The following is a 14,310-nucleotide window of genomic DNA, read 5'->3' on the forward strand; positions in this document are numbered from 1 at the left end:
CGATGCATCGGGTTACTTCGCCAATGTCAATTCGTAGTCCAAATCATATGACGTACTAATCCCGGCACGGCCCGGTCCGGACATGCCGGAAACGGCTTGCGCGCTAGCGATTCCGCTATCGGGAGAAATGCAAGGAGATCGGGGCGCGGCAGCGACGGCTGCCGCGGTGATGGTTCGAAACACGTGTTATTCGACGTCGCCCGGCATGGTCCGACGTGGACTGACGTTGCGCGCCGGACGCCGGGCGCAGCGCGATCAGCTCGTCCGCGATTCCAGCGATTCGAGTTCGCGGCCGCGAGTCTCCGGCAACGTAAGCGCGGCGACAATCAGCACGCCGTAAGCCACGCCCGCAAAGATACCGATGGTCGTGCCCAGCCCGTACTGCTTCGAGAGCATGCCGATCAGGAATGGAAACAAGGCACCGAGGGCGCGGCCGACGTTGTAACAAAACCCCTGACCGGAACCGCGAACGCGCGTCGGGAACAGTTCGGTGAGGAACGCGCCCATGCCGCTGAAAATGCCCGAGGCGAAAAAGCCGAGCGGGAAGCCGAGCCAGAACATCGCGCTGTCGGTGAGCGGAAGCGAGGTGTACGAGAACGCGATTACCATCGAACCGACCGCAAACAGAATGAAATTCGGCTTGCGCCCCAGACGATCGGTCAGATACGAGCTTGCCAGATAGCCGACCCACGAACCGAAGATGATCATCGCGAGGTAGCCGCCCGTGCCCATGACGGTCAGGTGACGCTCGGTCTTCAGATATGTCGGCAGCCACGTCGTAATGGCGTAGTAGCCCCCCTGCGCCCCCGTCGTCAGCAGCGCCGCGCGGATCGTGGTCGAGAGCAGTGCGGGGCTGAAGATGGCAGCGAGTCCCGGCGCGTCTTCCGACTTCGCCTGTTTCGCCTTCTCCTTCTGGTAGACCTCCGGCTCCTGCACGTAACGGCGGATGAACAGCACCAGCAGCGCGGGCAGCAGTCCGATGAGGAAGAGCGCACGCCATGCCATGTCGCCCGGCAGCAACGAGAACAGCACCGAGTACAGAATGGCGGTCAGCCCCCAGCCAATGGCCCAGCCCGATTGCACCAGCCCCACGGCTTTGCCACGGTCGCGCGCGCGAATCACTTCGCCGATCAGCACCGCGCCTGCCGTCCACTCGCCACCGAAGCCGAAGCCCATGAGCGCGCGCGCAACGAGCAGTTGGTGGTAGTTCTGCGCGAGGCCGCACAGTCCGGTGAACAGCGCGAACCAGAGCACGGTGAGCTGCAGCGTACGCACGCGGCCGATGCGATCCGACAGAATGCCGGCAACCCAGCCGCCGAGCGCCGACGCGAGCAGCGTGAGCGTGCCGATGAAGCCCGCGTCGGCCAGGGTGATGCCCCAGGTGGCGACGAGCGTCGGAATGACGAAGCTCAACATCTGCGTGTCCATGCCGTCGAGCATGTAACCGACCTTGCAGCTCCAGAATGCGCGTTTTTCGCGCGGCGTGGCCTCGCCGTACCAGCCGAACAGGCTGCCGCCCGCCGTGTCGGAGGCGGGCGGGTTCGTCGCTACAGGGGGCGCGAGTGGGGTTTTGCTTTCCATGAGAAAAAGGCTCCGGTGATGTCCTGTCTTGCCGTGTGGTGCACTGGGGCCGCGCATCCGATAGGCGTGAGTAGTCACCGGCAGGCGATAGCGCTCCTGCCGCGGCCCGTCATGGCGCGGTTCTTCTGTCGTTTCGTGATACGTGTTAATGCAGATGGAGCAGATGCAGCAGATGCAGCGATGTTGCGGGGGCTGACGCGATGCGAAGACGAAAGTCCTCAAGCGAAGGCATCACATCGAATACGTCGTGCGGAACGTCCGCGGCTCACCGGCGAAGGGCGCGGGCGGTCGTTGCCGCGCGCTTCCTCGCCGCCCTCGTCCGCTGGCGCCATTACGGCGATTACAGCGATTACCGCCGTCAGAACACAGCGAGCGTGGCGTTCGGAATATCCGTCATCAGCATGTAGCCGGGGCGATGCGCAATCGCGAGCGGCAGCCGGGCGCCCATGAGCGCCGTCTGCGGTGTCACACCGCAGGCCCAATACACCGGCAGCTCTGTGTCGCGAATCGTCACGGCGTCGCCGAAATCCGGCTTCGACAAGTCCTCGATGCCCAGCACCGACGGGTCGCCGATGTGGATCGGCGCGCCATGCACGCCCGGAAACCGCGACGTGATCTGCACCGCGCGAATCGCGTCGGCGCCCTTCATCGGACGCATCGAGACGACCAGTTCGCCACCGAACTTCCCGACGCGCTGATTCGCGATGTTGGTGCGATACATCGGCACATTGCAGCCCTCCTCCACGTGACGAAGCGCAATCCCCGCCTTGGCCAGCATGTCTTCGAACGAAAACGAGCAGCCGATGGCGAACACGACGAAGTCGCTCTGCCAGAACTCCGCGAGGTTGTCGACCTGCGCATCGAGCCTGCCGTCGCGATAGACGTTGTAGCCCGGCACGTCGGTGCGGATATCCACTTCCCGTCCAAGCGACGGCACATGCCACTGCCCCGGTTCGCCCACCCCCAGCAACGGGCAGGCCTTCGGGTTACTTTGGCAAAAACGCAGAAAGTCGTGCGCATGTGCCTCCGGCAGGATAGCGAGGTTCGCCTGTGCGAAATCGCCGCAGTATCCGGCAGTCGGCCCACGGAACTGCACCGAGCGTACCGCCTGACGGAATTCGTACGGCGTAATCGTCTCGCGTCGCGAAAGGAAATCGTGCGGGGTGGCTCGGTGGTTCATGGCGGTTCCGGCGTTCGTTGGCGGTGCCTTGGCGGCATCGGATAGCCAGAAGAATAGAAAGAAAAAAAAGTTATCGCTAACGAGTTTTTGTTCGCACCGCCGTATAGAATTTCTTAACGACTTCACGGGTTTTCCCGAAGTTCGTTGCATATATTTTTACTGTCCCGCACACCGTCCGCCGGCGGTTTTGGGCAGCCTCCCAGTTCGCCGAACCGTCGCCCGCTCATGAACACGCGCTTTCTCGAAACCTTCGTCACGCTGGCCATGTTGCGCAACTTCCGTGCGACGGCGGCCGCGCTGCACGCCACGCCAGCCGCGATCTCGCAACGGCTCAAGGTGCTGGAGGAGGAGTTGAAGACCGAACTCGTCGATCGCGAAAGCCGCGAGTTTCGTCTCACGCCGAACGGCGAATATCTGCTGGGGTATGCGAAGGCCGTGGTGGAAGCGGCCCGGCGTCTGCAAGCGGCCGCCTCCGCCGAGAGCACCCTGCGCGGACGCCTGCGCCTGGGTGTGATCGAGACCGTCGTGCACAGCTGGCTGCCGAACTATCTGCGGCGCCTCGCTGCCGATTACCCCATGCTCGAAGTCGAGTTGACGGTCGACGTGTCGGTGCAGTTGCAGCGGCGTCTCATGGCCGACGAACTCGACCTCATCATTCGTGTGGAAGGCAGCGACGACAGCAGCGTGGTGTGCAACGCGCTCGCGAACTATCCGGTGCACTGGATCGCGCGCCAGGGCATGTTTCCCAACACGCGCAGCGGGCTGGCCAAGCAGGTGCTTGCGCACCCGATCCTGACTTACGGGCGCGGCACCGCACCACACCGGGCACTCGAAGACATCGTGGCGAAGCTCGCCGGCGTGCATGGCGTGCCGCTGTCCGAGACACGCGTGACCGGTTCGCCGTCGATCGCCGTGATCGTGCAACTGGTTCGCGACGGCTTCGGCGTGGCGGCCATTCCGCGTCTGTTCGTCGACACGCTGATCGCTAACGGAGAAGTGGTGGAACTGCCGTTGCAGCCGGCGCCCCCGTCCATCGTCGTGTCGATGTCGCGCCGCGCAGATGCACCGCTGTTCGTTCACGGGGCGGCGACTGCCGCACGTACGGCGTGCGCCGAGTACTGCCAGAAAAGCGATCGCCGCCTGGTCGAACTGCTGTGAGTCCCGATTGGCTCATCGGAAATGGGCGAGCCGCGTGACGAAGGTGAAGTCGGCCTCCGAGGCCATCAACGACATCAGCACGAGCAGCGCCAACGGCGGGATCAGAATCGCATACACGAGCGCGAGCCGCTCCCATCGCATGTGCATGAATACCGCGACGATCAGACCCGCCTTCGCGACCATCAGCACGAGAATCAGTCCCCAACGCAGATAACCTTGCAGATTCGCGTAGTCGACGAGATACGAAAAGGTCGAGAGCACGAACAGCAGCCCCCACACCTTCAGATAAAGACCGACCGCGTGTTGCTGTCCGGTGTGCTCGCCGCCGGTCGCCGCGACGTGCGGTGCAACGCTTGCCGGTGTCGTAGAGGATTCCATGGCCCCCTCCTACCAGAGATAGAACAGCGCGAAGATGAACACCCATACGAGATCGACGAAGTGCCAGTACAGCCCGGCGATCTCGACGAGTTCGTAGTTGCCGCGTCGCTCCAGCGTGCCGTTGAGCACCTTGCGCATCACGGTGAGCAGATAGATCACCCCCGCGCTGACGTGCAGTCCGTGAAAGCCCGTAATCATGAAGAAGCACGCGCCGAATTGCGCGGCGCCCATCGAATTGCCCCACGGACGAATGCCCTCGTGCACGATGAGATTCGTCCATTCGAAGGCCTGCATGCCGACGAAGGCCACGCCGAGATAGGCTGTCGCAAGAATGCATGCGGCCGTCTTGTCCCGGTCGCGCCGGTACCCGTAGTTCACTGCCATCGCCATCGTGCCGCTGCTCGTGATGAGCACGAACGTCATGATCGCAATGAGCAGCAGAGGCACCGAATGACCATTCACGCTCAGGGCGAAGATCTCCGCCGGATTCGGCCATGTCGCGGTGGTCGACATGCGCACCGTCATGTAGCCGATCAGGAAACTGCTGAACACGAAGGTGTCCGAGAGCAGGAAGATCCACATCATCGCCTTGCCCCACGGCACGCGGAACGTGGCGCGGTCTCCCGACCAGTCGGTGACGACCCCGCGCCATCCGCCGGGCGGCTCGGCAGGGGGGATAACGCTTGACGATGACGTATTCACGATGCGGCTCCTCGTGTCCCGGCGTTGCGATCACGGACCGGCGCCGCACAGACGCTGTGCGATCTCCGGCGTGAGATTGACGATGGCCGCGAACAGCACAACCCATAGGACGAACAGGAAGTGCCAGTATTGCGCAGTGAGGGATAACCGCCTCGCGCGCGCGGCATGTGTCATGCGATGCGACGCGAGCAGCGCCCACGCTGCAACACCGCCGAGCAGGTGCAACCCGTGCAGGCCGGTGAGCAGGAAGAAGAAGCTGTTCGCGGGATTGCCGGCCACGTCGTATCGATGCGCGACGAGATCGCGCCACACCCAGAGCTGACCGGCCACGAACGCCAGCGCGAGCGCGCCGGCGAGCGCCCAGTCGCGTCGCGAGCGGCGCAACTCGCCGCGTCTCGCCTGCGCGTTGGACGACTGCATCACGATACACGCGGCGGCCAGCACGCCCGTGTTGAACCACAACGCGTTCACGGGCGGCAGCGCTCGCCAGTCGCTCTGGCTCATGCGCATCACATAGGCGACAAGCATCAGCGCGAAGAGCATGCCGATCACGCCCATGAGCCACCAAAGCGCGATCTGCGACGCCGCGCGCCGGCGCGGGAACGCCACCGGCGCACCGCCGGGCGGCATCGGGGGCCAGGTCGGAACGGGTCTCATGGTGTCGCTCCCTTGGGCGTGTCGGGCGGTGGCGCGTCGGGTGGCGTCGATGGCTGACCCTGCCGGTGCAGCGCCGCCGAATCGCCATGTACCAGCGTGGCCGGACGTCGCGGATCGGGGGCGAGGTTCTGCGGCACGACGTCGTCGACATCGCCCGGCACGCTGTACTCGTAAGGCCAACGATAGACCGTCGGTACGGCCGGGCCCCAGTTGCCGTGCACGGGCGGCACATCCGGTGTCTGCCATTCGAGCGATGCGGCCCGCCACGGATTCGCCCCCGCCGGTTTGCCGTGCCGGACACTCCACGCCAGGTTGAAGAGGAACAGCAATTGCCCCAGCGCCACGACGAACGCCGCCACCGAGATGTAGGTATTCATCGTATGTGCGGAGTCCGGGATGAAGCTGTAGTTCTGGAACTCGTAGTAGCGTCGCGGCATGCCGAGAATGCCGAGGTAATGCATCGGGAAGAAGATGGCATACGTGCCGAGGAACGTGATCCAGAAATGCCACTGGCCGAGCCGGTCGTTCAGGCGCCTGCCGGTCACCAGCGGATACCAGTGATAGATGCCGCCGAAGATCGTCAGCAAGGGCGCGACGCCCATCACCATGTGGAAGTGCGCGACGACGAAGTAAGTGTTCGACAGCGGCATGTCCACGCTCACGTTGCCGAGGAACAGGCCCGTCAGGCCGCCGATGACGAACGTGCTGATGAAGCCGATGGCGAAGAGCATCGGCACGCTCAAGTGGATGTCGCCGCGCCACAGCGTGAGCACCCAGTTGTAGACCTTGATGGCCGTGGGGATGGCGATGATGAGCGTGGTGGTCGCAAACAGAAAACCGAAATACGGATTCATGCCGCTGATGAACATGTGGTGCGCCCACACGACGAACGACAATACACCGATGGCCAGAATCGCCCAGACCATCATCCGGTAGCCGAAGATGTTCTTGCGCGCATGCACGCTGATGAGGTCCGATACGATGCCGAAGGCGGGCAGCGCAACGATGTACACCTCCGGGTGGCCGAAGAACCAGAAAAGATGCTGGAACAGTAACGGGCTACCGCCGCGATAATCCAGCGGCTGTCCGAGCGAGACGAGTGCGGGCATGAAGAAGCTCGTATGCAGTGTCTTGTCGAGCAGCATCATGACGCCGGAGACGAACAGCGCGGGAAATGCGAGCAGCGCCAGCACCGTTGCCATCACGATGCCCCAGACGGTCAGTGGCATGCGCAGCAGCGTCATGCCTTCGGTGCGCGCCTGAAGCACGGTGGTGACGTAATTCAAACCGCCCATCGTGGCCGCCACGATGAAAATCAGCAAGGAAACGAGCATCAGCACGATGCCCCACTCGGTGCCCGGTGTGCCGGGCAGAATGGCCTGCGGGGGATAGAGTGTCCAGCCCGCGCCGGTCGGGCCGCCCGGCACGAAGAAGCTCGCCATCAGCACGAGTACCGCAAGCAGATATACCCAGTAACTGAGCATGTTCAGAAACGGGAAGACCATGTCGCGCGCGCCGACCATCAACGGAATCAGGTAATTGCCGAAGCCACCGAGAAAGAGTGCAGTGAGCAGGTAGATCACCATGATCATGCCGTGCATGGTGACGTACTGGTAGTAGTGACTCGCGTCGATGAACGAGAATTTGCCGGGAAAGCCGAGCTGCATGCGCATCAGATTCGACAGCACCAGACCGACCAGCCCGACCGCGATCGCCGTGCACGTGTATTGCACGGCAATCACCTTGTGATCCTGACTCCAGACGTATTTCGTCCAGAAACTTTGCGGGCCGTGCCCACCGGGGTCGCCGTAGGCGCCTGCGTGGGCGGAACTCTCGCTGCCGGCATTGCCTGTCATGACATATCTCCCTCTGTGTCTGCCCCGGCGCCGCTGCGTGGTCCGGTCGCGGCCGGACGCGCGCGCCACGCGATGAGCGCGATGGACGCGGCGATCACTACGGCGCGGGCCGAATCACCGGCACGCTCGGCTGCGCGGGGCCGGGCGCCTGGGGACCGGTGGACTGCCGTGGCGGGATCGTCAGCGGCGGCGCGCTCGTTCTCGGGTCATTCTGCAATGGCAACCCGGCGGCCCCCCCGGATTGGCGCGAAGGTTGCGACGGCGGCCGCTCTCCCGGAGTCGTCGGCGCCGACGGCGTGAGCGGGGCGTACTGTGCGGGCGGACGCGGCGTCTGAAGCGAGTTCTGCGCGAGCTGGATTGGCGGTATTGCAGGCGTGGGCCGATCCGGGGGACCCGATGTCTCCGATGTCTGCGATGTCTGCGGCGCCATCTGTGCCGATTTGACGGGTGGTTTCGCGCCCAGCGTCCGGATGTAGGCGATCAGCGCCTTCAGTTCGTCGTCGCTCAGCGCCACGACCGGCATGATCGGGGCGAAGCCTTTGGGTACGCGCGCCGTCGGATTGCGGATGAACGCGGCGAGGTAGGCGTCGTCGACATGCGCGGTGCTGCCGTCCTGGAACGTCTCGGTTTTCCCGTAAAGTCCGCGCCAGGTCGGGCCGACGCCCGGCGAGCCGTCGACCGAATGGCACCCGGCGCATCCCTTCGCCTGCGCGAGCAACTTGCCCTTCGCGGCCAGCGGGTCGAGCGTTGCGGCACCGGCGTGCTGCGCCTGCACGGCGGCGAACGTCGGGAGTTTGGCCACCCAGGCGTCGTAGGCGGGCTTGTCGTCCACGACGACGACGCCGCGCATGTTCGCGTGTCCCACGCCGCACAGTTGTGCGCACAGAATGTCGAAACGGCCCGTGTGCGTGGGCGTGAGCCACATCTGCGTGACCATGCCCGGCACCATGTTCATCCGGGTGCGGAACGGCGGGACATAGAAGTCGTGCAGCACGTCTTTGGCGCGCAGCAGCAATTTCACGGGCTGACCGACGAGCAGATGCAGTTCGGGGGCGTCGACGATGCGGTTGTCCTGATTCGCGGGGTCCTTGGGATTCAGGCCAAGCGGGTTATCGGCCGTGACATAGCTCGGGTCGGAGGTACCCAGACGCCCATCCGGGCCGGGCAGGCGAAAACGCCATTGCCACTGCTGGCCGACGACTTCGACGACATGGGCATCGCCGGGCGGGTCGATGAGTTTGGCGTAGACGAAAAGCCCCGGCGCGAGCATCGCGGCAATGCCGACGGTCGTGATGCCGATCAGCCATGCTTCCAGACGCCGGTTGTGAGGCTCGTACGCGGCACGGTGGCCGTCGCGGTGCCGATAGCGAAAAACCGCCCACGCGACGAAAAGATTGACGACAACAAAGGCCACGCCAGTGATCACCAGCGTAATGGTGAGGGTGTCGTCCATCTGGCGCCAGTTCGACGCCAGAGGGGTCTGCCACCACGGACTCCAGAAATGAAACGCGAGCGCCGCAGCGACAACGACGATCAGGAGGATGGGCAGGGCCATGGCTTCGAATCGATGCCAGACACGCGCCATGCGGGCGCGGCGACGACAAGATTCATCGCGGCCTCCTCTGCTATCGTCTCGTTTTCACCGGTGTGCGCGCACGACGCGCGAGGGTTCATCCCCCCGCCACGGTCCGTACGCGGCAACTTTCTTTAAAGTTAGACGTTGGCCAGACAGAGTCAAGTTTGCTTGGGCTCGTCGTAGACTTTCCGGCCAGCGCAACCCAGACAAATGGCTTAGAGCACGCGCTGCACTGCGGGGCGGCGCATTTCGTAGAGATGGTCGCGGATCTCGGATTCCGGATTGAAGCCAGACACGCAGTTACGCAACGTATTGATGATGACGTCGTGACGATTGTTGGCACAAGCGTCTTCCAGAATCGTCAGCACGCTAGCCAACTCACCGCGCGCCAGGAAATGTTCGCTAGCCATCATGATTTTCGCGTGCCGGGTACCGGTTACGTCACTGCCGATAAGCAGTTCTTCGTAGAGCTTCTCGCCCGGGCGCAAGCCGGAGAACTCTATGGCGATATCGCCGTCGTCATTCCCATCTTCCTTCACTGAAAAGCCGGAGAGGTGAATCATCCGCCGAGCCAGATCCACGATCCGCACGGGCTCCCCCATATCCAGGACGAAAACTTCCCCGGACGCCCCCATCGCACCAGCCTGAATCACCAACTGCGCGGCTTCCGGAATAGTCATGAAGTACCGAATGATCTCCGGATGCGTCACCGTAATAGGACCACCGGCCAGAATCTGCTTACGAAACAGCGGCACCACCGACCCGGACGAACCAAGCACGTTGCCGAAACGCACCATGCAAAACCGCGTCTTGACCACAGGATCATTGGCGAGCGCCTGCAGCACCAACTCCGCGAGGCGCTTGCTCGCCCCCATGACGTTGGTCGGACGTACCGCCTTATCGGTCGAAATAAGTACAAACGTCTCGACACCGGCCGCAATCGCCGCTTGCGCTGCAGCACGCGTACCGAACGTATTATTAAGAACGCCCTCGGTCACATTGAACTCGACCAAGGGAACGTGCTTGTACGCCGCAGCGTGGTAGACGGTCTGCACACCGTGCAACTTCATGATGTCGCGCAGGCGATCCTCATTTTGCACCGACCCCAGCACAGGTATGATCGTCACACTCAAATTGCGTTGATTAACAATCTCTTCCAGTTCCTGAGAGATTGAGTAAAGTGCAAATTCCGAGATTTCGTATAGAACAAGCGTTCTGGGTCGAACCAGCACGATTTGGCGACACAATTCCGAGCCGATCGAGCCGCCCGCACCTGTCACCATGACATGCTTGCCGTTCAAGTTGGCCTCTAGCAATGCCTGATTAGGCGGTACGATATCGCGCCCCAACAAATCGTCGATATCGATTTCCCGCACGTCCGTGGCCTGCACCGCCCCGCCAACCAGATCGGCCATTCCCGGGATGGCGCGCACCTCAACCTTCAGTGCCTCCAAAGCATTGATGATCGCCAATCGGCGGGCGCGCGTGGCCGACGGAATCGCCAACAGCACCTGGCGCAACTTGTATCGCTCGATCAGCTTCGGCAGATCGGCTGGATTTCGGACCTTCAAACCAAGAATTTCAAGGTCGTGCAGTGCCGGATTGTCGTCCACGAACGCCACCGGGTGATATTCCACGCCGGCGCGCAACGCCACCGCGAGCTGGCATCCGGCCCTGCCCGCCCCGTAAATAATGACGGCCCGCTTGCGCGACGAGGGATCGCGCGCACTCACGTGTTGGAGCATAGCTCGTGCTAGAAAGCGGCTCGACAAGATATAAACGATTGCGATGAGCCAGTATATTGCGAGGGCGCCGCGAGGTACGGGAGGCAGCATGAGCATGCCGAGCAAACCCGCGAACATGCAAACCGAAATAGTGACGGTCAGCACCACCATAATCGTCGCCCGATTGCCCATATATCGGACCACCGCTCGATAAAAGCCGAGTCGGATGAACAACGGAATTGCAAGCACCGGAGGCAGGAGATAAACCCACCAGGCATGCAATTGCGGGAAGTTCCAATAATCCAGTCGCAGGCCGATCGCGGTCCACAGGGATAGCGGCAGCAAGAGAAGGTCCGCCAAGACCATTAGCGAAATTTTCGCCGTACGGGGCAAATTGACGATATTGCGGAGCATGATGCCCTCAGATTCTCCGTTTGCGCTATCGAAAATCGCAGAGTAATAAACAAATTTAAATTGGGGAAATTGCTCGCAATGGCAGCGCAATTACGCTACTCAAATCTGCAAGGAGCTCGATAACACCAAGTCAAATTCAACACTCAGATTTTCGATTTGAAAAAGTAAACGAGTTTTATTTTTCGATGAAGTTAGCCGCTTGGATTCTGGTCTAGAAGAATACGGGCCGCCGCTCGATAATGGCGCGAAGCGCCAAGTGAGCGGATTGGAAAGCATCGGCTTATCAGCAGGGCCATTACAGCGTAATGTGCGGCTTGTTGGTCCGGCAATTGTAGCGCGCCTGCTCCCACCACGGGAAAATTGGTTCGAAAATGTTACACTCTTTGCGTTCAAGGCCCACGAGAGGTCATGATATAGCTTCACCGGCGTAAGGTGCCGGGAACTTCCAATCCACACCACTATTCCGAACTATTCCCCGAGAGCTTTGATAAAATCCGGCGCCGGCAGGCGTCGCCCTCGCACCACGCATCTCATCATAGCGTTGCTTGCGCGTTGACCACGCCTGCCCCGCAGACCGCCAGCATTCTTCAGCTGGCCTCTGCTCTTAAATCTTGGATACCGCATTGTGACGTTGGACGCAGACAATCTGATCAAATCTCACATCACGCCCGTTGTGCTTTGCGGCGGCGCGGGAACGCGCCTGTGGCCCCTGTCTCGCAAGCTGTTCCCGAAGCAGTTTATTCCCATCGTGGGCAACAAGAGCCTGTTGCGCCTGACGCTCGAACGCCTGCGTGGGCTCAATAGCGTACAAAGCTCGTCGAATATCGTATGCGTGGCAGCTGAGGATCACAGATTCCTGGTTGCCGAAGCGCTTGAGCAAAGTGGTGTTGCGGGCACGGTCTTGCTCGAACCAGCCGCCCGCAATACGGCAGCGGCCATGACCCTGGCCGCCGTCAGTACTGCGCCCGATGCCACGTTGCTCTTTTGTCCCGCCGACCACTACATCCCGGATGCAGACGCCTTCACCGTTATGGTTCGCGAAGCGGCGCAAGCGTTGACTGACGACACGATCGTCACCTTCGGCGTTGTGCCGACATTCCCGAGCACGGCCTACGGCTACATCGAGATGGGCGCACGCGAGCACGCTCAAGCCCTCTACCCTGTCTCCCGCTTTATCGAAAAACCTGTATTTCAGCGCGCCCACGAACTCATCAGCCAAGGCAATGTGCTTTGGAACGCCGGCATCTTCCTATGCCGCGCAAAAGCGCTGATCGCCGCGATGCACGTACATGCCGACGACATCCTCGTGCGATGCCGCGAGACGATGGCCAACGCTTCCTACGACAGGCAGTTTGTCCGCCCTGGGCGCGAAGCGTTCCTCGCTTGCCGCTCCGAGAGCTTCGACTACGCCGTCATGGAACGGCACGCCAACGTGCGGGTCGCTCCCTTCAAAGGCGCATGGAGCGATGTCGGCAGCTGGAATGCGGTGGCTGACCTCACTCCCGCTGATGACGCCGGCAACCGAATCGAGGGTGACGGCCACGCCATCAATGCAAGCAACACGTTTATTCACGCGCCATGCAGGCCGGTGGTCGCCCTGGGTACGCAAGACATGTTGATCGTCGACACGCCGGACGCCGTCCTCGTGACCACACGCGAGCATGTCGAACAGGTCAAGCACGTGGTAGCAGAGCTTGATCGCAAGGGACGTCCGCACGTGGCGTTGCACCGTAAAGTCGCTCGCCCGTGGGGCTGGTACGACTCGGTCGACGCCGGCGAGCGATTCCAGGTCAAGCGCATATGCGTCAAGCCTGGCGCTAGCCTGAGCCTGCAAAAACACCATCACCGTGCGGAGCATTGGATCGTTGTTAACGGTACGGCCGAAGTGACCCGCGGCGAGGCAACATTCCTGCTGACGGAAAACCAGTCTACTTACATTCCCATCGGCGAAATTCATCGCCTGCACAATCCTGGTAAGACGCACCTGGAAATGATCGAGGTTCAATCGGGGTCGTATCTGGGGGAAGACGATATCGTCCGCCTGGAAGACACCTACGGCCGGACCACGGAGAAGAACTGAATGAGCGTGAAGCCCAAGATTTATGTGGCCGGCCACCGGGGCATGGTGGGTTCGGCCATTGTTCGAGCCCTGCAAGCACAGGGCCAGGACAACATCGTGAGACGCACCCACGCCGAGCTCGATCTCACGGATCAGGCGGCGGTGCGCGCTTTCATGCAAATCGAGCGGCCCGACCAGGTATATCTGGCGGCGGCCCGAGTCGGTGGCATCCATGCCAACAACACGTATCCGGCCGATTTCATCTACGACAATTTGATGATCGAGGCTAACGTCATTCACGAAGCTTTCAAGGCGGGCGTCAAACAGCTACTGCTGCTGGGGTCAAGCTGCATCTATCCGAAACTCGCACCGCAACCAATGACGGAGTCAGCTCTGCTGACGGGTACGTTGGAGCCCACCAATGAACCCTACGCGATCGCCAAGATTGCGGGCATCAAGCTCTGTGAGAGCTACAATCGACAGTACAACGCTTCGCATGGCGTCGACTATCGAAGCGTCATGCCGACTAACCTATATGGTCCGGGCGACAACTATCATCCGGAAAATAGCCACGTCATTCCGGCCATGCTGCGGCGTTTCCATGAGGCGCGTGAAAACAACGCACCCTCGGTCGCCATTTGGGGTACGGGTACGCCGCGCCGCGAGTTCCTTTATGTCGATGACATGGCATCTGCGTCGGTTCACGTCATGAACCTCGATCGCGCAACCTACGGTCTCCACACTTCGCCCATGCAAAGCCACCTGAATGTGGGCTGCGGCGACGATATCACCATCGCAGCGCTGGCACAAGCAGTCAGTGATGTCGTGGGCTATCGCGGCGAAATCGTCTACGACACGAGCAAGCCCGACGGCACTCCCCGCAAGCTCATGGACAGCACGCGCCTCACCTCGCTTGGCTGGCGGCCGAACGTCTCCCTCACTGACGGCTTGCGCCTCGCCTACGACGACTTCGTGCGGCATGCGTACGTTGGCGCCAAGGCCAACTAAGGCCTCAGCATAGTCCA

General features: G+C 61.9%; 10 protein-coding genes and 1 pseudogene. 3 read left to right on the forward strand and 8 right to left on the reverse strand.

Translation table 11 applies throughout. The features are described 5' to 3' along the window. Window positions 1-255 precede the first annotated feature (255 nt). Together AB870_RS21825 and AB870_RS21830 are read right to left on the reverse strand one after the other, a co-directional pair. Window positions 256-1,581 (reverse strand): MFS transporter, encoded by a 1,326-nt coding sequence (locus AB870_RS21825; protein ID WP_047906260.1) that lies wholly within the window; start codon window positions 1,579-1,581, stop codon window positions 256-258. Window positions 1,582-1,939: 358 nt separating this feature from the next. Continuing rightward, window positions 1,940-2,713: a putative hydro-lyase gene (locus AB870_RS21830; RefSeq protein WP_047908544.1), complete on the reverse strand. Its 774-nt coding sequence runs from the start codon at window positions 2,711-2,713 to the stop codon at window positions 1,940-1,942. A 273-nt stretch (window positions 2,714-2,986) separates the two neighbouring features. Here AB870_RS21830 and AB870_RS21835 point away from each other — a divergent pair, with 273 nt between their 5' ends. Then, window positions 2,987-3,919: a LysR family transcriptional regulator gene (locus AB870_RS21835; protein ID WP_047906261.1), complete on the forward strand. Its 933-nt coding sequence runs from the start codon at window positions 2,987-2,989 to the stop codon at window positions 3,917-3,919. 12 nt (window positions 3,920-3,931) lie between these two features. Here AB870_RS21835 and AB870_RS21840 read toward each other — a convergent pair whose 3' ends face one another. The 6 genes and pseudogenes from AB870_RS21840 to AB870_RS21865 form a co-directional block, all read right to left on the reverse strand. Further along, complete coding sequence (locus AB870_RS21840; protein ID WP_084663989.1) at window positions 3,932-4,297, reverse strand: cytochrome C oxidase subunit IV family protein; 366 nt, start codon at window positions 4,295-4,297, stop codon at window positions 3,932-3,934. A gap of 9 nt (window positions 4,298-4,306) precedes the next feature. Then, a complete protein-coding gene (locus AB870_RS21845; protein WP_047906262.1) occupies window positions 4,307-4,999 on the reverse strand; it encodes a heme-copper oxidase subunit III family protein in 693 nt (230 codons plus the stop codon). 30 nt (window positions 5,000-5,029) lie between these two features. Beyond that, complete coding sequence (locus tag AB870_RS21850) at window positions 5,030-5,656, reverse strand: cytochrome c oxidase subunit 3 (RefSeq protein WP_084663991.1); 627 nt, start codon at window positions 5,654-5,656, stop codon at window positions 5,030-5,032. Then, on the reverse strand, window positions 5,653-7,512 hold the full coding sequence (ctaD, locus tag AB870_RS21855) for a cytochrome c oxidase subunit I (protein WP_047906264.1): 1,860 nt from the start codon (window positions 7,510-7,512) through the stop codon (window positions 5,653-5,655). The genes AB870_RS21850 and ctaD overlap by 4 nt, the downstream gene beginning before the upstream one ends. 430 nt (window positions 7,513-7,942) lie before the next feature. Then, window positions 7,943-9,067, reverse strand: a pseudogene (locus AB870_RS21860) (cytochrome c oxidase subunit II); the annotation flags it as partial. A 236-nt stretch (window positions 9,068-9,303) separates the two neighbouring features. Further along, window positions 9,304-11,226, reverse strand: a complete 1,923-nt coding sequence (locus AB870_RS21865; RefSeq protein WP_047906265.1) for a polysaccharide biosynthesis protein — start codon at window positions 11,224-11,226, stop codon at window positions 9,304-9,306. A gap of 625 nt (window positions 11,227-11,851) precedes the next feature. Here AB870_RS21865 and AB870_RS21870 point away from each other — a divergent pair. Together AB870_RS21870 and fcl are read left to right on the forward strand one after the other, a co-directional pair. After that, the gene (locus AB870_RS21870; protein ID WP_237170007.1) at window positions 11,852-13,306 is read left to right on the forward strand and encodes a mannose-1-phosphate guanylyltransferase/mannose-6-phosphate isomerase; all 1,455 of its coding nucleotides are present in this window, start codon (window positions 11,852-11,854) and stop codon (window positions 13,304-13,306) included. Next, complete coding sequence (gene fcl / locus AB870_RS21875) at window positions 13,307-14,293, forward strand: GDP-L-fucose synthase (RefSeq protein ID WP_047906266.1); 987 nt, start codon at window positions 13,307-13,309, stop codon at window positions 14,291-14,293. Window positions 14,294-14,310 lie beyond the last annotated feature (17 nt).

This window comes from Pandoraea faecigallinarum (assembly GCF_001029105.3).
In the GTDB taxonomy this organism is placed as follows: domain Bacteria; phylum Pseudomonadota; class Gammaproteobacteria; order Burkholderiales; family Burkholderiaceae; genus Pandoraea; species Pandoraea faecigallinarum.